At 52.4% G+C, this 24,613-nt stretch carries 17 protein-coding genes; 10 read left to right on the forward strand and 7 right to left on the reverse strand.

The genetic code is table 11. The features are described 5' to 3' along the window. Nucleotides 1–69 precede the first annotated feature (69 nt). On the forward strand, nt 70–468 hold the full coding sequence (locus Pla22_RS00665) for a hypothetical protein (RefSeq protein ID WP_146512870.1): 399 nt from the start codon (nt 70–72) through the stop codon (nt 466–468). Nucleotides 469–565: 97 nt separating this feature from the next. After that, nucleotides 566–3,616, forward strand: coding sequence for a M28 family peptidase (locus Pla22_RS00670; RefSeq protein WP_207310279.1), 3,051 nt, complete (start codon nt 566–568; stop codon nt 3,614–3,616). Between the two features lie 16 nt (nt 3,617–3,632). Here Pla22_RS00670 and Pla22_RS00675 read toward each other — a convergent pair whose 3' ends face one another. After that, nucleotides 3,633–5,048: a sulfatase family protein gene (locus Pla22_RS00675; RefSeq protein WP_146512871.1), complete on the reverse strand. Its 1,416-nt coding sequence runs from the start codon at nt 5,046–5,048 to the stop codon at nt 3,633–3,635. A gap of 749 nt (nt 5,049–5,797) precedes the next feature. Here Pla22_RS00675 and Pla22_RS00680 point away from each other — a divergent pair. From Pla22_RS00680 to Pla22_RS00700, 5 genes are all read left to right on the forward strand, one after another. Beyond that, a complete protein-coding gene (locus Pla22_RS00680; RefSeq protein WP_146512872.1) occupies nt 5,798–6,466 on the forward strand; it encodes a zinc metallopeptidase in 669 nt (222 codons plus the stop codon). A gap of 169 nt (nt 6,467–6,635) precedes the next feature. Next, entirely contained in the window at nt 6,636–7,400 is a 765-nt protein-coding gene (rfbF, locus tag Pla22_RS00685) for a glucose-1-phosphate cytidylyltransferase (RefSeq protein ID WP_315854178.1), read from the forward strand. 9 nt (nt 7,401–7,409) lie between these two features. Next, nucleotides 7,410–8,477, forward strand: coding sequence for a CDP-glucose 4,6-dehydratase (gene rfbG, locus Pla22_RS00690; RefSeq protein ID WP_146512874.1), 1,068 nt, complete (start codon nt 7,410–7,412; stop codon nt 8,475–8,477). 36 nt (nt 8,478–8,513) lie between these two features. Beyond that, a complete protein-coding gene (locus Pla22_RS00695) occupies nt 8,514–9,779 on the forward strand; it encodes a class I SAM-dependent methyltransferase (protein WP_146512875.1) in 1,266 nt (421 codons plus the stop codon). Between the two features lies 1 nt (nt 9,780). Beyond that, a complete protein-coding gene (locus Pla22_RS00700; RefSeq protein ID WP_165440454.1) occupies nt 9,781–10,929 on the forward strand; it encodes a Gfo/Idh/MocA family oxidoreductase in 1,149 nt (382 codons plus the stop codon). Here Pla22_RS00700 and Pla22_RS00705 read toward each other — a convergent pair. Genes Pla22_RS00705 through hemE form a run of 3 tightly spaced genes read right to left on the reverse strand, consistent with a single transcriptional unit; the run spans nt 10,909 to nt 15,027 of the window. Continuing rightward, nucleotides 10,909–11,955, reverse strand: a complete 1,047-nt coding sequence (locus tag Pla22_RS00705) for a glycosyltransferase family 2 protein (protein WP_146512877.1) — start codon at nt 11,953–11,955, stop codon at nt 10,909–10,911. The two genes, Pla22_RS00700 and Pla22_RS00705, sit on opposite strands and share 21 nt — an antisense overlap. Nucleotides 11,956–11,989: 34 nt before the next feature. After that, nucleotides 11,990–13,078: a molybdopterin-binding domain-containing protein gene (locus Pla22_RS00710; RefSeq protein ID WP_146512878.1), complete on the reverse strand. Its 1,089-nt coding sequence runs from the start codon at nt 13,076–13,078 to the stop codon at nt 11,990–11,992. Beyond that, the gene (gene hemE / locus Pla22_RS00715) at nt 13,078–15,027 is read right to left on the reverse strand and encodes a uroporphyrinogen decarboxylase (RefSeq protein WP_146512879.1); all 1,950 of its coding nucleotides are present in this window, start codon (nt 15,025–15,027) and stop codon (nt 13,078–13,080) included. Before hemE ends, Pla22_RS00710 begins: the two co-directional genes overlap by 1 nt. Before the next feature lie 119 nt (nt 15,028–15,146). On the opposite strand from hemE, the gene trmB reads away from it, so the two are divergent. Beyond that, a complete protein-coding gene (gene trmB / locus Pla22_RS00720; RefSeq protein ID WP_146512880.1) occupies nt 15,147–15,803 on the forward strand; it encodes a tRNA (guanosine(46)-N7)-methyltransferase TrmB in 657 nt (218 codons plus the stop codon). 38 nt (nt 15,804–15,841) lie between these two features. Here trmB and Pla22_RS00725 read toward each other — a convergent pair whose 3' ends face one another. Beyond that, nucleotides 15,842–18,037: a TolC family protein gene (locus Pla22_RS00725; RefSeq protein ID WP_146512881.1), complete on the reverse strand. Its 2,196-nt coding sequence runs from the start codon at nt 18,035–18,037 to the stop codon at nt 15,842–15,844. Nucleotides 18,038–18,345: 308 nt separating this feature from the next. Here Pla22_RS00725 and Pla22_RS00730 point away from each other — a divergent pair, with 308 nt between their 5' ends. Then, entirely contained in the window at nt 18,346–19,719 is a 1,374-nt protein-coding gene (locus tag Pla22_RS00730) for a prepilin peptidase (RefSeq protein WP_165440455.1), read from the forward strand. A 205-nt stretch (nt 19,720–19,924) separates the two neighbouring features. After that, on the forward strand, nt 19,925–21,313 hold the full coding sequence (locus tag Pla22_RS00735; protein WP_146512882.1) for a lipopolysaccharide biosynthesis protein: 1,389 nt from the start codon (nt 19,925–19,927) through the stop codon (nt 21,311–21,313). Nucleotides 21,314–21,465: 152 nt separating this feature from the next. Here the strand turns inward: Pla22_RS00735 and Pla22_RS00740 are convergent, their stop codons facing one another. Next, nucleotides 21,466–23,145 (reverse strand): hypothetical protein, encoded by a 1,680-nt coding sequence (locus Pla22_RS00740; RefSeq protein ID WP_146512883.1) that lies wholly within the window; start codon nt 23,143–23,145, stop codon nt 21,466–21,468. A 430-nt stretch (nt 23,146–23,575) separates the two neighbouring features. After that, nucleotides 23,576–24,307 carry a hypothetical protein gene (locus Pla22_RS00745; RefSeq protein WP_146512884.1) on the reverse strand — a complete coding sequence of 244 codons (732 nt, stop codon included), beginning with the start codon at nt 24,305–24,307 and terminating at the stop codon, nt 23,576–23,578. Nucleotides 24,308–24,613 lie beyond the last annotated feature (306 nt).

Below are 24,613 nucleotides of genomic sequence, written 5' to 3' on the forward strand. Positions count from 1 at the left end.
GGGACGCGGTTTGCCTTGGAGCGATAATAAGTCAACGACTGATTGCTTTCCTTCAACCGATGCCGTCCTATGTTGTCTTTTCTAAAGCACCTGCAAGAACGCTGGAACGACTGGTGTGGCGATCGAGAAATGGAGATGGCGATCCGTCGCTCACTCAGCGAAAACGGATACTTTGGTCAAACAGCGAAGCTAAAGAACGTTCGCTGTGTTGCCGTTCAGCGACCCGGCTGGCTTCAAGTATTTCGCTTTGAAGCAACGGCTCGCGTCCGCTTAGAAGTTGATGACGATGCTCCAGAGCCGGACCCCGTCTATGACGAACTATTTGGACTGGTGCGCGACGACATTCGCCACAACATCAACACCATTCGAGTGTTCAATCAGGAAGCCGAACGCAAAGAGCTATTTGCCCGCTGGAGCGAGGGCCTGATTTGCTTACGTGGTGCTCACGGGCTTTCGCCCCCGACCTGACATCGGAAAAACTTGGCCCATCCGATAGAATCAATGAGCTACTGTCTCGCCCTCCCATTCCGATTCTGCCTCCCATTCCGATTCTGATGGACCGAAGATGATTATTCGCACTGCTGGACTGATCCTGCTTTCAATCGCAAGCATGTCGCTATTGCGAGGCGATAGTCCCGACGTTGCGGCTGAAAAGTCCAAACAAGAAGCCGCTATTCTGGCCCAATCGCAAGAAAGCGAGCTGATTAGCAAGCGACGGCAAATCACGTTTGAAGGCCGGAGGGCGGGTGAAGGCTATTTCAGTAGCGATGGAAACCGAATGGTGTTCCAAAGCGAACGCGATGCAGCGAACCCGTTTTATCAGATCTATCTTTCTGACCTGCAAACCGGTGACATCGAACGCGTGTCCACCGGCGACGGCAAAACGACGTGCGCATGGATCCATCCGTCAGGGGATCGCATTTTGTTCGCCAGCACCCACGAAGACACCGAAGCGATCGCTAAGCAAAACGAAGAAATCGAGCTACGCGAATCGGGCAAGCAACGACGATACGCTTGGGACTACGATCCGTCTTTCGAACTCTACGCGAAAGATATGGCCGATGGTTCGCTGACCCGTTTGACCAACGCGCGAGGCTACGACGCTGAAGCCAGCTACAGTCCTGATGGCAAACAGATCGTGTTCGCATCCAACCGAGAAGCCTATTCACGCGAACTTACTGACCGCGAGAAGAAACTCTTTGAAGTTGACCCGGCATTCATGATTGATCTCTACATCATGAACGCCGATGGCAGTGACGTTCGACGCTTAACCGATGAACCGGGCTACGACGGCGGACCGTTTTTCTCCGCTGATGGATCTCGCATTTGTTGGCGGCGATTTGCTGAAAATGGTGCCACCGCGGAAGTGTATTCGATGAAAACCGATGGCACCGATGTGACTCGTCTAACCGACATTGGCGCGATGAGTTGGGCTCCGTACTTTCACCCTAGCGGTGAGTACCTAATCTTTACAACCAACAAACATGGCTTCGCTAACTTCGAGCTCTATCTTGTCAGGGCTGACGGCCAAGGCGAACCGGTTCGAGTGACCTACACCGACGGCTTTGACGGGCTGCCGGTATTTCTACCCGATGGCACACACCTGTCATGGACATCGAATCGAAATGAAAAGAAGCAATCGCAAATCTACATGGCAGATTGGAACCATGAAGCGGCTCTAGAAAAGCTCGGCCTAACCAACAGCGACGATACCCGAACAGAAGATCGCGAAGCGGCAATCGCTTCAGCCCAATCGTCGAAGCCCGAGTTCGCACCCACCGACGTGATGCGGCACGTTGATTACCTCACCCGTCCTGACCTGGGTGGACGGCTTACCGGAACGCCTGGTGAGAAACGAGCTACTGGATACGTAGCAGCTTACCTAGAGAGCCTTGGTTTTTTACCTGCAGGTGAAAACGGAACGTACTTTCAAAACTTCGAATTCCCCGCCGGATCGGTGTTGGGAGATTCGAACTCGCTTTCGTTGGGTGAACAGTCATTAAAGTTGGATCATGATTGGCGTCCTATTGCTTTCTCGGTGGATGGAAAGATTGATCCCACTGGGATTGTGTTCGCTGGCTACGGGATGCAGGTTCCTGCTAGTGAAGGCGTCGATGAATATGACAGCTACGTGCACCTAAATGTTGCTGAACAATGGGTGTTGGTGTTTCGCGATCTACCTCAAGACATCACACCCGAAGTTCGTCAAAAGATGGCACGCTACGGATCACCACGACGAAAGGCTACGATCGCTCGCGACATGGGTGCGAAAGGGATCATCTTCGTTGCCGGACCTAACAGCAAAGTCAAAGAACAACTGATTCGTTTCGATAAAGGAGCCTCCGATGCCGGAACCAGCCTCGCAGCGATTTCGGTCACCAATGCAATAGCCGAAAAGATGCTAGAGGGATCGGAACAGACCTTAAAAGACTTGCAAACCAAGCTTGATGATGGTTCGTTGATGATGGGTTTTCCATTAACCGAACTCAAGCTATCCGGTGAAATTCAGATCAAACGCAATCGTGGCGTGGGACGAAACGTGATTGCTCGTTTGCCCGCCGGAGACGCGCCATCTATCGATAAGCCAGTTGTGATGCTGGGTGCTCACGTCGACCACTTGGGTCGCGGCGGAAGCAGCAATTCGCTCGCCCGCGAAGACGAACGCGATTCGATTCACATGGGTGCCGATGACAATGCATCGGGAGTGGCAGCCATGCTCGAGATCGCTCAATACGTTGCGTCGGAAAAGAACGCCGGGCGGATCAGCGCGGAACGAGACTTGATTGTCGCAGGTTGGAGCGGCGAGGAACTCGGATTGTTCGGATCGCAAGCCTTCGTAGATCGCTTCTACGAACTCTATCCGAATGCTCCCCAAGCAGAGATCGACGAACAAGCAGAAGCGATCGCTGCGGCTCATGGAATGTCCACTGATGCAAAACCACTGACTCCCGCGGTCGCGGTTTACTTGAACCTCGACATGGTAGGAAGACTTCGCGAGAAATTGATTGTGCAGGGAATTGGATCGTCACCCGGGTTCGCTGGCGAAGTCAATCGCCGCAATGTTCCAATTGGGTTGGAACTTGAACTCGACAAGACGAGCACAAGATTGCCGACTGACGCTTCGGCCTTTGTTAGCCGCGAGGTCCCCATATTGTCGGGATTCACGGGTGCTCACGAAGACTACCACACACCTCGTGACACTCCGGACAAACTAAATTACGAAGGCGTGGCCGACATAGCCAAGCTTTTTGGATTACTGACTCGCGGATTCCTCATCGCAAAGGAATCTCCCGTCTTCAAACTTGAACAGGGTGAAGCCAGTGATGAAAACGTTCCACGCGCTCGCTTAACGGCGTACCTTGGAACGATCCCCGATTATGCGGCGGGCGACATCAAGGGGCTAAAACTCAGTGGTGTTGCAGGAGAAGGTCCCGCTGCCAAAGCAGGCATCAAAGGCGGCGACGTCATCATCGAGGTTGCTGGAAAGACGATCGAGGACATCTACGATTACACGTATGCCATTGAAGCCCTGAAGATCGGTGAAGAAGTCACCATCAAGGTACGGCGTGGGGAAGAATCTCTCGAGCTTTCCATCACGCCTTCATCTCGAGACTAACTGCAATCGCCCTCGATTATTTCATATCGAGAATGCTTTCGGCTGGAACCATCGCAGCCTCATGATCCTGCCGGACTTTGCGGATTTGCTCTAGCACAGCCGGTTGGCGTTTCGAAAGATCGTGCTGTTCGCGCAAGTCCGTTGACAAGTCGTACAACAGCGGCGGATCATGGAAATGAGGTGCACTCGCACCAGGCACATAACTGTCCTGAGTAATGAAGTGCGCTTTGTGGTTCTTGTAGCGAATCGCCATCAATCGGTTGTCGCGATAAAAGAACATCGAATCGCGAGCCGACTTATCTTCGCCTTTCAACCACGCCGATTGATCGTATCCATCAAGCGACAAATTACCAGGAAGCGTTGCACCGGCCATTGCCGCAAACGTCGGCAACAGATCCAAAGTACTGGTCACCCCCGAGTCGATCCGATTCGCTGGCACGGTGCCGGGCATCCAAAATATCCCTGGCACTCGCATGCCGCCATCGAAAGTCGTTCCCTTGCCGTTTCGCAACGGACCAGCCGACCCACCGTGGTCGGCAAACGTTAGCCAAGGACCATTGTCGCTCGTAAACACGACCAATGTATTTTCGGCCAAGTCGCGATCGCGAAGCGTTTGTAGTATTCGCCCAACACCATCGTCGATCTCTTCAATCACATCCCCGTACAATCCCGATTGTGAATGCCCGGCAAACTCATCGCTGCGAAACAGGGGCACATGTGGCAACGAGTGAGCGAGATAAAGAAAGAACGGTACTTCGCTATCCATGGAATCGATTAGCTCGATGGTCCGCTCGGTGTAGCGACGGGTAATGGTTGATTGGTTGGCAGGCCGCTCGATCTCGCGGCAACCTTCTTTGACCGTTCCTTCCATCAAGGGAACATGAAAGTCATTCCAATCAGGATCAAGAAAAACTTGGCGCCCCTTTTTCTGGGGGTCAGTCGTCCCAACCCTGTCCATGTCATTGCTATACGGAATTCCATAGTAAGAGTCGAACCCGTGGTTTGTCGGCAAGAACTCCTTGCGATGTCCGAGGTGCCATTTGCCCACCATCGCCGTTTTGTATCCTGCCCCCTGAAGCGTTTCCGCAATGGTGACTTCGTGATCGGGCAGTCCGCCAATCGAGTCGGGAAAGAGAACGCGACGGTTGCCCCACATGCCTGAACGGATCGGATAGCGACCGGTCAGTAGCCCCGCCCGACTCGGCGTGCAAACACTTGCTGCAACATAGAATTGAGTGGCCCGCATTCCTTCCGTTGCCATGCGATCAAGATGCGGCGTGCTGATGGTTGGATGTCCATAACAACTTAAGTCACCATAACCTAGATCGTCACAGAAGATAATTATGAAATTGGGACGGGCGGCACTCGCCGAACCGGCTATCAACAGAACACCAACAAGCAACAACGAACGAAGCATAAGAGTCACAACCATCAAAAAGTGCAAACAAGAAACATACGCACAATACACAAATCCTTTCGTAAGTATTGCGAATCACCTCAACCGCTAAGCCTCTTCTCGATCACAACCAAACAACAGGTCACACCAGAGCATCTGGGATAGCGACAGCACTTGCTGGATTGCCACGGGCTCAACAGAGCCCGATTTCACGAGCGAGGGAGAGTTACGATTATGACACAAGAGCCTGAGCGATGGGGAAACTCACTGCTTTCGCAAGATTTCGGTGAGTGTTGAAGCGGCGATAGCCGATCGGAACGAGAGCCGCTAAGAATGGAAACCTCAAAACAACCGCCTGCTACTCTTGACGGATGAACGTCCTTTCGAGATGACGACCTCGTGAGACGAATTGCACCACCGCCCGCTGCATAAGGCGTTGCGTGTTGCTTCAATCAATCAACCTCACCCGGCTGGACCGACCTGTCGTCCATCAACTTGCAAGCGTATCTCTCGCTAGTGCTTTCGATGGAATCGACTGTTGAACTTGTGGATTGAGAGCACTGTAAACTTGAGCTTGACCAAGTCCAATTGGCTCGCGACAAGCCAACTTGATTCCGCGAGTCATGCCTGCGCAGAAATAGAGAGATTAGACAGGCTTTAGGTCGTGCCATGATGAAAAATTCTTGAAATCGAATTCGGTCAAATGGCCCAGCAGTTGCGTAGACTTAGTTGGATTTGACTCTGTTCTGCCATTTTGGCGTTCAAAATAGTTGCTAGGAATTGAAATGGGTTTGTACTTTTTACTGCTGATTCCTCCCATGTTGCTCGGCTTTTACGCGCAATGGAAGGTGAAATCCGCATTCTCGAAGATGAGCCAAATACCGGCCCGAATGTCCGGAGCCCAGGCTGCCCGGCAAATGCTTGATCATGGAGGCCTCAGTTCGGTCGGCATCGAACAGGTTCCTGGTCAACTGAGTGACCACTATGACCCGCGTGCAAAAGTGCTGCGTTTAAGTCCAGACGTTTATTCAGGTCGATCCATGGCAGCCTTAGGCGTAGCTTGCCACGAAGCGGGACATGCGTTTCAGGACGCCCATAACTACGCGCCGCTAATGATTCGAAACGCTGCAGTTCCAGCCGCTAACTTTGGATCGGGCACAGGCATGATTCTACTGATGGCCGGATTAGGTTTCGGATTGACGTCCGTCGCTTGGGCCGGAGTCATTTTGTTCGCGGCTGTGGTGTTTTTCCAACTGGTAAATCTTCCTGTTGAGTTCGACGCAAGTGCGCGAGCAAAGCGTGAACTCGTGGCCCAAGGAATGATCGCCGGAAACGAAGAGCAATACATCAGTAAAGTCCTCAATGCTGCTGCGTTGACCTATGTTGCCGCCACGCTACAAGCGGTACTGACCTTGGTCTACTACGTGATGCTGTTGCTCAACAACCGCCGCTGATCTAGGCAACCAATCGCGGCCAAGTTGAAACGCCAATGATTGGTCCTTGGCCACTGGGCATCTATCTGAGGGGGGTGCTGCCGCTTGGGTTACTGCTGGAATCGCCAGCAGTTACAATGGAGATGTCAAGAATGAACATCTCTCAACGGAGCATCCATACGTGAAGACCATGATTCTTTGTGGCGGGCAAGGAACGCGGCTTCGTGAAGAGACGGAGTACCGGCCCAAACCGATGGTTGAAATTGGCGGCCGACCGATTCTGTGGCACATCATGAAGATGTACGCCCGCTTCGAGTTCCATCACTTTGTGCTGTGCCTTGGCTACCGCGGTCAAATGATCAAGGACTATTTCCTGAAGTATCAAGCAATGAACAACGACTTTACGTTGTCGCTCGGTCAAGAGCAGGAGATCGAATTTCACGGTGAGCACAGCGAACAATCGATATCCGTGACTCTGGCTGACACGGGGTTGCCTACGATGACGGGCGGTCGCGTGCTTCGTGCCTCTCGTTATATCGACGAAGACACCTTCATGTTGACCTACGGCGACGGTGTTGCGGATATCAACATCGAGAAGCTCGTGGCTTTTCATCGATCGCATGGGAAGTTGGCGACGATCAGTACGACACGTCCCATGTCTCGATTCGGTGAACTCGATCTTCGCACCGATGGTATGGTCAATCGGTTTGTCGAAAAACCTCAAAGTGATTCGTGGTCAAGTTGTGGTTTCTTCGTCCTCGACCGTCGTGTCCTCGACTTGATTGATGGCGACGATTGTATTTTCGAACGCGAACCGCTCGAGCGTTTAGCGAAGGAAAATGAATTGGTGGCCTATCGTCATGATGGCTTCTTCTTCGCAATGGATACTTACCGCGAGTACCAACACCTCAACGAACTCTGGTCTTCAGGCGACGCACCATGGAAAGTTTGGTGAGACGCTAACATGATACGACAGACCTACAACGGCAAGCGAGTATTCCTTACGGGGCATACGGGCTTCAAAGGTGCTTGGCTTTCAGCGTGGCTGAGAGAATGTGGAGCCACGATCAAAGGCTATTCTCTTGATCCCCCATCTCAACCTTCGTTGTATCCTCAACTAGATCTCGATAAGGACATCGAATCTGTTCGCGGGGATATCCGCGATGCGGACCGCTTGGCTGCTTCTATTCATGACTTTCGCCCTGACTTTGTTTTTCACTTAGCCGCTCAATCACTAGTTCGTCGTTCTTACGATGAACCCGTTGAGACCTTCAACGTTAATGCGATGGGCACGGTAAATGTGTTGGAGGCTTTGCGTTCGTACGATAGTGCCTGCAGTGCCGTGATGGTGACGTCGGATAAGTGCTACCAGAACAAAGAATGGATGTATGGCTACCGCGAAAATGATCCGTTAGGTGGTATCGATCCCTACAGTTGCAGTAAAGCAATGGCTGAGCTGGCAACGTCATCGTATCAACAGGCTTTTTTTTCCGAGAAACGGATTCGCGTTGCAAGTGGTCGAGCGGGAAACGTCATCGGTGGTGGAGATTATGCTGTCGACCGGATTGTCCCCGACTGTATCCGCGCAATCACCGCCGATCAGCCGATATCGGTGAGAAACCCGTTGTCACGAAGGCCATGGCAACATGTCCTAGAGCCACTGCATGGCTACCTTCGATTGGCCGCGAAGTTAGAATCTTGCGACGCAGGAAACTGTGATGGTTATTGCTCTGGATTTAACTTCGGCCCTCCTAACGAATCAAACCGAACCGTTGCGGAACTCGCCGATGCGATGACCAACCACTGGAAGGGTAGTTGGAAAGACTGCTCATCCAACAACAATCCGCATGAGGCTAAGTTGCTTAGTCTTGTAGCTGACAAGGCAAATCACATGCTGGGTTGGAGGAACGTTTGGAACTTTGAAGAAACAATCAAGGAAACATTGTCATGGTATCGACGAGTCAGTGAGCACGAATCGGCAGCGGCAGTTACCCTTGAACAGATTCATCGCTTTGAAAAACGTATCGACTGACTCATCCATTCATCTCTTCTGAAGAACGTTCATTCCGTGTCACCATCGCGCCCCAACCATAACTTCGATCCCGGCCCGATCTCTTGTTGTCAAGTTTGCGGGAACGAGAGTTTAGAGCTAGTACTCGACCTAGGCCACCAACCACTTTGCGACACGCTGCTCTCCGCAGACGATCTCAACGAGCCTGAAACGTTTTATCCATTGCGTCAAGTTTGGTGCCCCAAGTGCACGCTTTCTCAATTGGACTATGTGGTTCCCGGCAGTGTCGTCTATCACGACGACTACCCGTACCGAACGGGTGTCACGCGAGAGTTAGCGGCTTATCAACAAGAGATGGCACTGGAGATCGTTAAAGACATCGAGGCCAAAAAGAACAGCCTCTGCGTCGATGTCGGCTGCAACGATGGCACTTTGCTCTCGTATTTCAAGCAGGCCGGTATGCGAGTCGTTGGCGTGGAACCGACCGGAATCGCCAAGTACGCACGCGAAGCAGGCATTGAAACAATGCAAGCCTGTTTTGATCCTACCGTTGCCAAGCAAATTGTCGAAGATCACGGTCAAGCTAAAGTCGTGACAGCGACCAATGTCTTCGCTCACATGGCCAGCTTAGGTGACGTGCTTCAAGGTTTAGAGATTTTGGTCGCAGACGACGGCTATTTCGTTTTAGAAAATCACTATCTCGTTCCCGTCATGGAACGAATGCAGTTCGATACGATTTACCACGAACATCTTCGAACTTATTCATTGCGTTCTCTCGTCACATTGTTTGACTACTACGACTTTACGGTAGTGGATGCGAAAAAAGTGAGCCGGTATGGCGGAAACATTCGGGTGTATGTCGCTAAAGGACGTGGACATCAACGCAAACCGAGCGTGGATGCGATCTTGGCCGAAGAACAAGCTACCCTGACGGACCCTGCTTACTACAAGGCGTTTGAGCAAAAGTCTATTAAGCTCAAAAACGACCTGTTGAAACTGTTCATGGATTGCAACGACAAAGGACATCAGATCATCGGCAATTCTTGCCCGGGACGATGCAGCACGTTGCTTAATTTCGCCGGCATAGGTCCTGACTTGATGCCTTACATCGGCGAACAGCCTACTTCGCTGAAGCTGGGGAAGTTTCTTCCGGGCAAGCATATCCCAATCGTCAATAACCAACGAATCGTTGACGAACAGCCTGAGTACGTTCTTCTGCTAGCTTGGCATTATGCTCAACCGATTGCCGAACAACTTCGCGAACGGGGTTTGAAATCGAACTTGATCATGCCGATGCCAGAAGTACGAACGCTTGAGATTTAAATTGTCACGGCCCATCCCACGAACCGTGGCGATCGTCGGTGGCGGTCGCTGGGGTCGACAAATCGTGTCGGTCCTAAAGCCCATCCTTTCCAACGAACAGCGAATTCTTTGGGTTACAAAGCATGGGAATGACGCTGCACAAAAGTGGTGCGTGAACAACGCCTTGGACTATGTGACATGCGTACCTGACCTAGAGACCATCGTTTGTAACATTGACGCAGCGATTGTCGCCAATGCCCCGACCGAACACTATCCAGCCGTATCCACGCTGCTGGAACACTCAGTCCCGACGTTCTGTGAGAAGCCAGTCACGTTGTCGCTTCATCATGCGAATAAGCTTGTCCAACTCGCAGAATTAAAGAACGTAGCCTTCGGAACCAACCTGGTCCTCGATGAAGCTAGTTACCTTAAGGAATTCACGGATGATTGCGCCGGTCTTTCAATAAGATCAATTGAAATCGTTTGGCACGATCCGTGGTGCGAGGTGCGACACGGACAAACCAAGCACGGTGACTTCTATACGCCGATGACGCACGACATGTTGCCGCATTGCTGGTCGATCATGCGCCGCATACTTGGCAACGGCTTTTCCCTAGAACTGCTGGGCGTGGACTACACTCCGCAATGCACTGTGATCACTTGTCAAACACAAGACATTTCTATCAGTGTTTCGCTTAGTCGTCGAGCAAAACTTCGCATTCGCAAGATCAAGATTAATGGGAGCGGATCCAACGAAGGCGATTCAGCTTGGTTGGATTTTTCGCAAGAGCCTGGCTTCCAATCGGTTAAAGGTCAAACCAGGACGAATCAGTGGGGCGACGTTCGACCGCTTGAGGCATCACTCCGTTCGTTCTTTTCCGCGATCGAGTCGGACGACGATCAATGGTCATTATCGACTTCCAATTGCCTTGAAGCAGTTCAACTTGCTGAATCTGCTTCCCAACTAGTTGAAAAGGATCAGGATCACAGAATCCGAAGACTTGCTTCGAAGCGTCAACTATCCGCTGACAACTCGGATCACGTTGCGTTGTTGATCGATCGACTGGCTCCTACTCTTGCTTCTCAAGGCCAACGTGATCCCCTTCTAACAACAGAACAGTGCAAGCGATTCGCCGATCAATGCATTCCGCTAGTGGCTTCGTTGCTTTAGCCACAAAACAAATCGGAACGGTGCTGAAAGAAGTTTGGGCGCAGATGCGTTTGTCATCGCGACGCAAAACGCCTTGAAAAGCAACCACGGGTAGCCACGCATCTGCGATGCAAACAACAACGCTTCTCGCCAACCTCCGGCGGATTCGGGGTCCCATAGCAGATACCCCAAATCAATACCGCGGTCCGTTAGTTGGTATCGGTAGTACGGATCAAGGGTCTTTGAGGGCACTCCGCTAGCTTCATACATTTTCAGCAATGATGTGAAGTGCAATACGCCAGTGACGGCGATGTATTTCGCCCAACTGTATTGCGCACCTTTCAATTCATGAATCATCACGCTGGGCGACGGGATCAACCCAGCCTCTCTTCCGGGCAGCGTTTTTGCGATGATGTAGGCATGCGGATAGGTCGACTTTACGTCGACGAAGGTGGGTCCTAAGTAAGGTTCCGGAAACTCTTTGGCCCATAGCGATTGCCTAAGCACTAGCGAGTACATCGCGGTTAAGTCTGCCGAAGGTCCCGTCAGCAAACTCTCAAATTCAATGACTTCACTCGGCCCCAGTGGTCGCTGACATTTCTCTGGTTCGGCGAGAATCCCACCCCACGCTGCGTCCGCCGACGGACGTAAATCACCGGCACGATACCCGACGTTTAATGCGACCAAATCAAGACTTGGGTTCTCCTTTAAAAATAGTAGCACTCGCTTGACGGCCCCGGCAATTAACCCATCGTCGTCTCCTACCATCCAAACGAATTCGCCGCGAGCCAGCACTGAGGCGACTTTTGTAATATTCCCAATGATGCCAATGTTCGAATCGTTTCGATAAGCTCGCACACACGTAAATTGGCTGGAATATCTTTCCACCACCGCCGGCGTTTCGTCTGTTGAAGCATTGTCACAAATCACGCATTCGACTTCGTCACCTAGCGGCTCGAGTTGTGGCAAGATCGTTGCCAGACAAGTATCCAGCATCTCAGCACGTGAGTACGTCGGAACGCAGATCGAGAGCAGAGGACGGGTCACGGCGACTCTTCAAAGACTGTGAGAACGAAAATGGTCAGTGAGATGCCTGAGGCGTCTTTGAAGGTTGTAACACCAGCCCAAGCCTAACGAGCCAATCCGAAGGCGTGGGAAGAGGTGAAGAGAGACTCGGTCGCAGCGGTAACGTTACGGTTCCGTCACCTCGAATAACCGCATCGGAAAAGTGCAACCCAGCGGTCGAGGATGGCAAGTAGATCCCTGCGAAACCCACCCCTAGGTCTTGACCTCCTAATTGAATGTCGGAACAACCGGAATCATCACTTGGCGATCCAATCCGGACGGTAACTTCGTTGGGCACGTTTTGATCCGCCACTGCAACACAAACCGTCCGATTGGTATTCCAGCCATGAACACAGGCAAGGGTAGCAACTGGATTCATCGACAATAGCACCGCGCGCTGCGATCGATCCTGGGTCACTTGATTGAGCTTCAAGACTACGTCCACCAACATTTCGATGCTAGGCAAAGCTTCGTCATTATTGAAAGCATCTGGGCCGACTACAAACGCAATGTACTTAGCGGATTTAATTTGGGTACTTAACGACGCGACCGAGTCATCCTTGGAATCTTGACCATGGATCAAACAAGACGCGAGTTCGGCAATGTAACCGGCGTTGGGATCACGAAGCGAAACGACGTTTACGTCCTCATTTGATCGCTCGATCTTTTCGCGAAATCTTGGCATTGTCACGTCGGGTTGTCCCAGCATGACGATCAGGTCCGCGTGCAGTCGAACATCGGCTAGAGTAGCTGAAATCACGCCTGTTCGACGAACAACATTCTGATAGGCGAGCGACGTGGGCGATCCGTCCACGTAGGTGGTCGCCTTGATGGCAAGTCGAGAAAGGGTTTTCGACAACTGTAGCGTCGCGGATCGAACCGTGACTGACACACCATCTTGGGATTCTAGTAGGTTCAATGCGGCCTGTTCCGCTTGCCCTATTGCAACAGAATCGTTGTCAATACGCGCCACAACTTCGTCGCTTACCGCTGCAGCAAACTCCTTACTCAGCTTAGAGCAGCGCGAATCGAGCAATTGCCCATCAGCGATTCCAACATCATCGCAGTTCAGCGGACAAAACGGACATACGATTCGAAGCGCCATTATGAGTCCTGCGTTCCACGCTGAGAAAGTTCCTTTACTGCTTCGACCAACGCGATCACATGTTCAACCGGTGTTTCTTTTAACACGCCATGCCCTAGGTTGAAAATGTGTCCTGGTCGGTCTTCCGCTTGACCGAGCAGATCCGCAACAGCTTCACGAATTGAATCGGGCGACCCCAACAACACTGAAGGATCTAAGTTCCCTTGGACACTGCAGTCGTGCCCAATTCGGTTCCAGGCTTGGTCGAGTGATATTCGCCAGTCCACGCCCACGACGGTCCGGCGATCTCCGCGAAGCAGCGGAAGCAATTCAGGATTCCCCGTTGCAAAATTAATCACCGGTATGCCCGGCGTGATACCAGCGATAATCTGCTTCATCCATGGCAACACAAATTTGATGTAGTCGCTCGGCGACAAGCAGCCTGCCCAACTATCGAACAACTGGACGCACTGAGCGCCGGCGTCAATCTGATGATTCAGATAAATCGTGATCGCGGAGGAAAGCTTTTCCATCAATGCATCCCAGGCACCACGATCCGTGTGCATGAGCTTCTTCGTGTTCGTGTATTGTCGACTACCACCTCCTTCAATCGCGTAGCTTGCCAGAGTGAATGGCGAGCCTGCGAAACCGATCAGTGGGATACCCTCGGGTAAGTCCTTCCGAGTTTGTCGAACTGTTTCGTAGACAAAGTCGAGCTCTTCGGGATGATCAAGATCCTTGACTCGAGCCAAATCACCGCCCTCACGAATGGGGTTGTGAATGACTGGCCCATCACCCGCCACGAATTCCAAATCAAAGCCAAGTGGCACAAGGATTGGAAGCAAGTCCGAGAAAATGATCGCTGCATCGACTCCCAAACGGTCGACCGCCGTGCACATAATTTCGCTGCAAAGCATCGGATTGGCACACAATTCCAAAAAGGATTGCTTTGCACGAACCTCGCGATACTCGGCCATGTAGCGTCCGGCTTGTCGCATCAACCACACCGGTGTGCGATCGGTAGCTTCGCCACGACAAGCCTTCATGAACAAACTCTGATCGGAAGGATGCGTGTGTGAATTCATGTTCTTGGCTGATGAAGGAATAGCGGGAGAAGCTTCAGTGATACGCTTTTTGGTCTTGATGATCGGTACGCCACGCGCGGCGGACTCGGTGACCAAGTGCCCCATTTTCGGATGACTGGGCTCTAGATCGACGTGGATGTCACATTCTTCGAGCATCTGCGAAGTCGTCGGTCCGATGGAAGCAATCACAGTACGGTGTAAACCATCACGAAGTTGATCGGTCATTCCCAACTGCTCAGCCATGCGAAGCATGTTGACAATTTGGTGAGCGCTGGTCAGCAATAGCATGTCACGTTCGCCGTTGGCGATGGCGCGAACATTCTGCTCAAGCGGGCCGACGTCTTCGGGAAATTCCCAGCCGTAGACGCGAACTGGTTCAACGATAGCTCCTCGAGCTTCCAAACCAGCGATCAAGGATGCGTTAGTGACCCCGTACTCTTGCAGCCCTACGGTTTGGTTGGCAACGGAAAAGTTTCCGTCGATCGTTTGCAGCAGCTCTCGCCACGTATTGGGCTCGGGAACTCGGTAGGTTGGCGTGATTCCGACCTCTTTCATCGCCGCTGCCGGCTTAGGACCTCGGCAAACCGTCGTAATATCAGAAAGCGAGTCCAGGAACCTCTGCTGATCAACGTGACGCTCAATCGCTTTTAGCAGGTAGCGAAAGCCGACTCCGGTCATCAGAATCACGACGCCAATTTGGCCTGTGATCAGGCGATTGGCAAAATCGATGGCTTCGCGATTTGGCTCGATCGGGACCTCGCGCATCGACGGACTGACATGAGCTTGACCACCAAAACGCTCGATCAGACGCTGCATATCGTCGGCTCGCCGGCTTTCGAGGGATGCGATCGAGAAACCTTCAAAATCGGCTTCGGACTTGGTCATACAGATAAAGAGTAAATGGAGATGCGGAGAGGACAGGACATGGCTCATATTGTAGAGAAATCAGCGCCAGTTACGATGACGGCTCTCCAGCCCATTTTGTTGCCAATTTCGAACTTCCTATGCCACGACACACGATCCGTGTTCCCAAACCTGAATTTGACCTTAGCGGGATACTTTACGAGGTCGAGCAACTTCCGGCCCAATTGTCGAGCGAGTCTCTCTTCGAGAACGACAAGCCGCTCGAAATCGAGATTGGATCTGGGAAGGGGCTTTTCCTGGCAACGGAATCGGTTGCCAATCCCGCTCACAATTACCTCGGGATCGAAATCATTGGTAAATACGCCACTCACTCCGCGGCCCGATTCGTTCGTGCGGGCGCTCGCGAGATTGGCAACGCTAAGATGGTATCGGGCAACGCTGAGCCCCTTTTTGAACATCGAATTGCACCGGGAAGCTTAGAAGCCGTGCATGTTTACTTCCCCGACCCGTGGTGGAAAAAGAAACATCGCAAGCGTCGTGTCGTCAACGAGAAAAGTATTCGAAACTATTCCAATGCCATTCGCGTCGGCGGAAGGCTCCACTTTTGGACCGATGTGCTCGACTACTTCGAAGACACCGTAGAAATGATTGCCGACTTGGCTCCCAACCTTGGCGTTCCCATTCCCGAAGAGGAAATGGAAGCAGAACACGATCTGGATTACCGGACACACTTCGAACGACGAAGTCGCAAGTACAGCATTCCGGTTTACCGAGTGTGCTACCAGAAACGTTCTTAGTCCGAACAACGGGTTTCCGGTCGAGAGTGTAGGATCTTCTAGCGCTTCCAGTTTCGAGGATTGAGGAATCGTGCAAGGTCGTCGCCATCTTCGCTCTCTAGATCGTCTTTCAAATCTTTGACAGCGTCAGAGTCTTCGTTGTCTGAGTCGACCTCACCATTTTCGTTGGCCGGTTGAACCGCCGGGTTTGGCGTGACTTGAGTATCTAACATGCCAGTGTCAATCGCACTCGCTTGTTCGATGTAGCCAGTCGACTGAGGAGCAGATGGATCAAACGGTCCAGAGGTCAACGGTCGAGGAACATCGACGGCCGACGGATTCAATCGTGGTTCTAAGTACCGCCCCTGTTGATAGGCATCGGCGGTTGCTCCCGCTTCCCATGGCCCCTCTGCCATTTGCACCTGGTTGTAGGCTAACAATGAGCCCTTCTCTCTGTGCAGATCGCGTATTGCCAAATTGTAGTCGAACAGCGATTGGTAAAAAGCGGTTTCGCTGGTGACCACTTGTCGTTGAGCTTGCAAAAGGAAGTTGATGTTATCGTTCCCGTCTCGATAGCGGCGACGCAACACTTCGACTTGATGTAGGTCAGCTTGGTAACGATCGAAATTTGTTTCCACCAACTTGTACGTCAAAGCCACCTGACGAGCGGCGGACGACAAGTCATGACTGATTCGCAGTTCCGTTTCGGACAGCAAAGCACGCTCTCGTTTGACGTTCAACTTCGCTTCGGCAATGGCAATGCCGGCCAAACGAAAGCCAACGGGGAAACTCATCTCGATACCGGCCTGACCCTCTTGATAGTCACCGCCGGTGATCGACCCGTAAAGGTTGTTCAACGGTGGGTTGTTGTCGTTGCCAATCAAATGGTCACCCAAACCTCGCCAACGATACAAGGCTAGGAAGTCCAATCGCGGACGATAGTTCAGCTTCGCTGCGACAAGTTCAAGCTCACGTCGTTCGACGTTGTAACGCTGGCGACGCACTTCGACCCGTCGCTGAATGGCTTGCGACAGGGCACTTTCCCAATCGTAGACAACACGCGCATCGGTTGGTGGCGTGACCGGACGGATTAAGCGTCCATCGTTAGCAGGAAGTCCAATCAGGTAACGTAGTGTTTGCTCGGAAGCGTACAGTCCAGTCGGTCCGCCAAGAGCGGATTCGACTTGTGCTTGAAATTGATAGTACTGCGATCGAGCTTGTGCTTCTTCATCGCTTCGTCCCGCCCCCACTTCCAATCTCACTTCTTGAAACTGGAATGTTTGTTGGGCCGCTTCACGTCCTTTTACAGTCGCGTCGAGCACGCGATAGGATTGAGCCAAGGTCCAGTATGCCTGTTCGACATCCGAGACAAGTGAGATCACGCCGTTTTCAAAGTCGGCCAGGGCAACATCTTCGTTGATACGAGCGATTAGCACACCGCTGTATTGCCCGGGAGTGCGATATCCAGAAGTCGGCACAGGCCCTGCGATGCGATTATACAGGACGCCACTTCCTTGCATCAAAGGTTGACGCCATTCCGCTTCCACCCAACCAACGAAGTCGCTCGTGAACTGACGTCCGGGACGGTTCGTGTTGACGTAGTTGACCACGTGTCGCAAAGAGAACCTAGCACCGGTTGCCGTTTGCTTGGACAACTCGCCGCTAAACGTCGCATTGTTTCCTGCCGTTGCATCGGGAGTAAACTGTTCGAAAATACCAGCGGCGCGGTTGTTAGGTTGATCGGTGCTACTCCAGAATAATTCCTGTGTGTAGTCTGCGTCGAAGGCAGCCAGAGCTGCCTCGGTACCTTGACTGGCGCTATTGGCAATCAACGCAGGGCTGTAAACCGTTTGAGTGCTTGAGGGAGACGATACGATTGTCCCTCCGATGTTCCGCAGAACCGGACTCTGCTGGACCGCTAAGCTAATCGCTTCTTCCAACGTCATTTCGAGTGCTGGCATCTGCGAAGGATCCTCAAGCGACATCGGCTCGATCGATTGTTCGGCAGACAAACTGGCCGCCGTCGCACACTCTTGAACTTGCGGATACTCAATCCGCAATCCGTAGTTGTCGTGATACGATGCCTTCGTGTCGTGAGGCCCCGGCGATACTTTGTCAAGCATCCCGCAACCCGTCGTATTGGCGATCAACAACCCTGCCAGAGCGACTCTTGCCGTGTGACGAAAACGCTGGCGTAGCGACGGATGGTCCGAATGGTCAGACGATGGGCGGGTTTTCGCTTGGATAACATTCATAAAACGGTCACGTGGGCTAGATGATTCGAGGTGGTTGGATCGCTCGACGTGCGATCACCGTCTTGATCTTCGCTAGAAACCCGATCAACGGATTGCTGCGAAGAAGCCTCTCAACCCCTATCGACGGATCGGCCCGCACGGCTGGAACAACCCGACCTAGAAATCACTCGTCATCTTCGGAGCAAGCCGCACAGGCCGAAAAGTCGCGTTAAACTTTGCCGGTTATCAGGATTGTCGCGACACGAAGGTTCGGGCTTTCCGCAAGCGAGGTACAGCGTTACCCTTGGCGTGCTTACCGCGAGCGACCGATGAAACGCTTCGTGCTGTGCACAAATCCACTTATTGAACTTTGGCCCGTACAGTTTGGAACTGCTGTGATCGCTACCTGGATGGCCATGCCGTTAGAACTGCGAATGTCGCTGCTTGTGGTGATCGGCTTGTTGCTTGGTGCCTTGGCCAATCACATTATCTATCGCTACGCGTACTTCGTCGCTCGTCCAATCACGCCTTGGGCATCAAAGGCGTTTCTGTCTCGATTCCAAGACCCGAAAGTTTCGCCGAGATCCTGGCTGGACCGGATTCCGCTGTTGGGTTGGTTGCGACTGCGCCGAGAATCGCACATCCATGGCAATGGTTTTTGGATCCGACCTCTGCTGATTGAGCTGTCGATGGCAATCGTATTGCCGTTGCTGTACCAGTTCGAAGCACTCGATGGAGGATTGCTTCCCACGTCAGCGCGCTTCGCACGTTTTCTTGTTTTGTTTGAAACAAGGGGGACGATCATCTTCTTTGCTCATGCGATTCTCTTGGCATTGATGGTACCGGCGACGTTCATCGACTTTGACGAGAAGACAATTCCCGACATCATCACCATTCCGGGCACCATCCTTGGATTGATCATCGGAACAGTAAGTCTCAATGTATTCATGCCCACGGCGTTGCCGGTTGGTGGGAACGCGGTAAGCGTTTTCCCCACACTCTTCGATTCACCTTGGTTCCCAGCCCCCAACAATCACTTGACGGCGAAGTATTGGTGGATCGCGATGGCAATATGGACCACTTGGTGCTTTGCCTTGGCAGATCGTCGGTGGAGTTGGGCTGTTGCCCGGCGTCGTGGATTTGGCAGGGCAGTGAAGCACCTTGTCGACGGAATCTTTCACTATGGTTTTTGGAAATGGCTCGCTGCCATTTGGTTGATTGGCTTTATCGGCATCACGGCCATCTATCGCTCTGGTGGCACCGATGCTTGGTACGGTCTGTTTTCGTCGCTTGTTGGTTTGGCAGTCGGCGGCGGTATTGTTTGGACCATCCGCATCATTGCGTCCTGGGCGATGAACATGGAAGCGATGGGCTTTGGTGATGTCACGCTTATGGCGATGATTGGAGCCTTCATTGGTTGGCAAGCTTCTTTATCGGCCTTCTTCCTTGCCCCGTTCGCTGCCATCGTAATTGTCCTGGTTCAGTTTGTGATCACGCGAGACCCTCACGTGCCCTTTGGTCCTTATTTGTGTGCCGGCACACTACTGACAATTGTGTTTTGGGACAAAGTCTATAACGGATGGTTTGCGTTCAACCTGCTTACGATTGGGCCCATCCTGCTTTGGATCTGCATCGCCATGTTGGGATTGATGGGAGTGATGCTGTTTGTGTGGCGACTGATCAAAATGCGTTTATTTGGCTAACGAGGCGGAACGCCGACGAGTCATGACGAGACGCCGCCGCCAACGCACATCAGCCGGAACGTTTGGGAAAGGTTGCGTGATTTGGCCATCAAAATGAGGAAGCCACGAAGACATCGGCTCTATCGGTGAGCTTTTTTCATGGATGGTGCGTACTGTACACTTCAAGCTCCTCTTCCTGTGATTGACCGCCGATTTCGACTTCGCCATGACAGATCTACCCTCGGAACGTCGATCTTGGCCGCGTCGTTTATTGAACCGCATGGAGGTTGATCGGGCGGTTTTTTATGCGATCGCGTCTCGAGGCTGGCAGTTCCTTGCGGGCCCCATCACGATCTTGATGATCGCCTCCTACTTTACCAAAGAGGTTCAGGGCTACTTTTACACGTTTGGCGGCGTGGTAGCACTGCAGATGTTCTTTGAACTGGGGTTCCCTCAGGTCATCATCAATTTCGCAAGTCACGAGTGGGGAAAACTCGCTCTCGCGGACGACGGATCTATCGAAGGTGATGCGGATGCGCTATCACGGTTGTCCAGTTTGTTCCGTGCTTCAATGATTTGTTTTGCGGCCGTCACGGTTGTCCTAGCTTTGACAATCCTGGTCGTTGGTTGGATCATGTTTTCCCGAGACGAGCACAGCGACGCTGTGAATTGGAAAGCACCATGGATCGCATTGTCTATTTTGTCAGCGATTGGATTTTCGCTATCGCCAACACTGATCGTGCTGGAAGGTTGCGATCAAGTTCGTAACGTTTACAAGATGCAGTTCGTTCGCGCGGTGCTGGGAAATCTGGCTGTCTGGGTAGCGATACCTCTAGGTGCTGCCCTTTGGACTCCTGTCATCGCAACCGTGGTCAGGTTGGTATGTGAGTGTTACTTCATTTTCGTTCCCTACCGAAAGTTCTTTCGCGCCGTTTCGAGCAGACCGACGGGGCCCGTGTTGAATTGGCGTCGTGACATTTGGCCCTTTCAATGGCGAATCGGTTTTCGAGGTCTGTTCTCGTATTTTTCTGCATCGCTGATGAGCCCCATCGTCTTTGTGTACCAAGATGCGGTTGCTGCGGGGCAATTCGGTCTTGTTTGGCAGGTGCTCAATGCGATCTATGGAGCCTGCGGTGCATGGGTGCGAACCCGAATGTCCAAGATGGGAACATTGGTCGCCAAACGCGAGTTCCAGGAGCTTGATCGCATGTTCTATCGCGTCAGCACCATTGGTTTGTCGGTGATGGTGGCCACCTGCATCACGTTCGTCGTTTTCGATTGGGCACTGTACTATTTCAACTCACCGTATGCCACACGCATGCTCACACCGCTTCCGACCATCTGCTTGGCATTTGGCATGACAGCCGCAATGGCGATGGAATACCAAGGTCTGTACATGCATGCCCACCAACGTTCTCCCTTTCTTGTGACAGGCATCGCTTGCGCTACCGCTAGCGGACTGCTGATTTGGTGGTGGGGAGCTTGGTTTGGTGTGCTGGGCGTGGCAGTTGCATTCTTCACGATGAACATGCTAATCAACCTGCCACTTTGGACTTACCTATGGCATCGCTTTCGAAGGGAGTACTACCACCAACTTGGATCCAGCGAAATTTAGCCAGCGTGAAGCCAGAACCTGCAGCCGTGCAAAGTCGTTGATCGACAAACGGATACGTACGCAGACCATGACAAAAAAATGCTCAGGCGTTTTCACACACCTGAGCATTCGTAAGAAAGATATCGACACGAAGTCGGCCAGATTCCAATCGCTTAAACTTCGCGGGCGAAGCGTGGCATCCAACGAATTTTCCAACCGGCTTCGGTGGCCTTGGTACCCGCATCATCAAGCGAATCAGCTTCAGGGCTGTTGAGTTCTGGTTGAGGCAGTTCGAAGAAATCGCTCTCGTCTTCGTCGGAAGAACTATCGAGCGTATCTTGCGATGAAACCGGTGGATCAATCTCAATCTTTTGCATCCGCGTGCTTGGCACATCGCCAAGTGTACGAGGGCTTTGCAGGACGGATTCGCCCATGGAATCAATCGGCTGGCTCACTTCGGGTGCCGAGTAGGATTCAACAACCGGAGTCGACGACATTGGCACCATGCTGGACGAGTAGGGTGCGGAGTTAGCAAACGACGAATAGCCGCTTACGATTGCTGGACTGAAGGGGTCGTAGTAAGACAACGGAACCTTCTGCGTCACTTGCTGAGGAACCATGATGGTTTCGGTGTAAGGCACATAGACCTGACGAGTAACCGGTTTGCGAACGGTTTGAACGATCGCTTCTTGCTCGTAATACGATACCTGGACCGGTTCTTTGCGAGTTTGATAGGTCACTCGCGTGGATTGAACAGGCACTTTGCGTACTTTTTCTTCGGTGACCCAGCGCTGCTGTTGCACGGGAACCTTACGGGTCAGTGTTTTGGTCACGGGCTTGGTCACGACATAAGGAACCTTGCGAACTTCGGTCGTGGGAATCATGCGAGTGGTTTGCACAGGGACATTCTGCGTGACCATCTCGGTCTGCATCCGCTGAACTGAAACTGGCACGCGCTGAGTCACCACTTCGGTTTGCATGCGAGTGGTTTGCACGGGCACTTGAACCTGCTGAGTTTGCGGAACGTAGGTGGTGCTGGCAACTTGCTGGGTGATGTAGTTGGGCCGGTACGCGTACTGCGTTTGAACCGTAGGTGGAGTGACCTGAGGTGTGACGGCATAGGCACCACGGACGCGAGCAAACAATCCAAGTGGTCCTGGTGTTGCGTACGCACCGGGAACGTACTGCAGGCCGTATTGAACTTGCCCCGGAACCACGGTCTGTTGAGCGACATAGCCTCCCGCGTCATAGACTTGGTTTTGCATGGTTGTGACGGGACGCATCGCCGTGTACTGCTGAGTTTGCAGTTGAGTTTCAACGACAGGTCGCTGGACCGCATAGCGCTGTTCATACATCTGTGTTTCCGTCACAGGTCTCTGTACAGCGTACTGTTGTTGGTAGTACTGCGTCTCAACGACAGGCTTGTAGGTTGTGTATTGCTCTTCGCGTTCGGCAGTTTCCGTAACGTAACTGGTTTGCTCAACCGTTTCGTCACGATAAGAAGTCTCAACGACTGGCTTCCAAACGGTGAAGCGTTCTTCTCGGTAAGACGTCTCGGTAACGGGAACAGCTACCTGGTACTCACGTTCTTCAGTGCGAGTTTTCAAGACAGGGCGGTAGCTAGTAACTTGCTCGTCAACGTATTCGGTCTGTAAAGACAAACGCATACGCTGGACGGTTTGTGGTTGCATTACCGTTTCGCACTGCAAGCGATACGTCGGTTCAAAACAACACGCATCTTGGCCGAGCGCGGTAGGGCTCAACGAAACTGGTCCGATCGCGCAATTCATCGCCGCCGACATTCCCACAGCGCAAAGGGTTGGCAACAGTTTGGACTTAGTGAAACGAATCATTTTGCAAATACACCTTGAATGGCTCGACAGTCGCTCGATGGGGGCGTCCAAGTATCCGTGAATCTTGAACATCGAGCAACAAATAGGGGCGCGCAGATCCTGCCAAAGCAGACAGCTAGCGCCACAATCAAGAGTACGCAAGAGTTAAGCCGAATGTGAAGAAAAGCCCGCAAAAAGTCACAATTTGAGGCTCAGGTAGCCGGGAAAATTCACCATCTTTCCCGGCCTGTTTATTTGACGCTGCGAGCGTTGCATTTTTGCCACGTCGGACACTTTGCCCAACTGTCAAAGGTGCCATCGTTACAAGCGTCACAAGTGGTACATCCGTTGCAATCGCTATTGGAAGCCAACGCTACGCTAGCTTCCCATCAACTAAAGTTTTCCTCATTCGTCCGCGACCGAGAACTCTCGCGAATACACGATTAGCCTGCTAAAGCAACAGGAATGAAAACCCGCTGATCACAGCCAATTCGGCAAGCGTCGCACATCCGTCGAATTCACCATCGCAGAAATGGTGGATTCCCCGGTCATGCGGATAGGATTCGCCACATCGACAATCACCCAACGAGGACACTTCGCATTGAGGCCGTTGACGAACCATTTGGTAAGGCAGCAATAACGCATCTCCAAGAAAGCGAACTGCAGAGACTGGATTTTGCAAACAGCCCCATCCCTTGCCGCAACGTTCGAGGTTCGGATCCTCGAAGTACAAGGGTCGATGACAAAAACGAATGGTTTGGCGAGAGTAAATAGGGAACGTCGATCCCGTCGACATCACCCATTCGGGTTCGCTGTGATTCATCAATGACGCCGCGACGCTAGCGGGTGTATCGACCGAAGAAGTGGAGTTGGAACCAAACTTTCGTTTGCCATCCGTTTCAGCATCCAGCGTTGTCGTGACAGCAATCTCGTGAAGTGGACGCTGCAACCGCCGAAGGGCGTCGACAGACCCCGTGTGTCGATTTGGCTTATCCAAAGAGCGAGAGTCGCGCTGATTGTCTTCATCAATGTCTGATAACGAGGCTGATACTTCATCCTCTTCATCATCTACGGATTCTAAAGCTCGATCACGATTGTTACGTCGCTTTGGCTCCGGCCGCTGTGGATCGTCTGCATTCGCTTCGGCCTCGAACTCATCTAGCATCAAATCACGAAGGGTCATGTCGTCCTCGACTAACTCCCCTAAGGTTGGTTGGTCGTCACGGGATGATTGAGAATCCTGACCATGGCTGGGTGCTGCTAATGCAAAAATGTTCGCTGCAATGATTGTCACCAAAACGACGTGGCGAACGACTGCCGAACAGGGGTAGCGACGGGTTAATGACATAGCAGCACTGCGAGTGGATCGTAGGGTCGTTTGCAAACGGTTGTTCGCTAGCGAGGGCCTGAGGTACAGACAGAGACCTGAAAAATGAGCGAAGGCCCGAGAAGCAGATCGCAATTCGGGCATAAAATTGCCGCGGCATAA

The organism is Rubripirellula amarantea (assembly GCF_007859865.1).
In the GTDB taxonomy this organism is placed as follows: Bacteria; Planctomycetota; Planctomycetia; order Pirellulales; family Pirellulaceae; genus Rubripirellula; species Rubripirellula amarantea.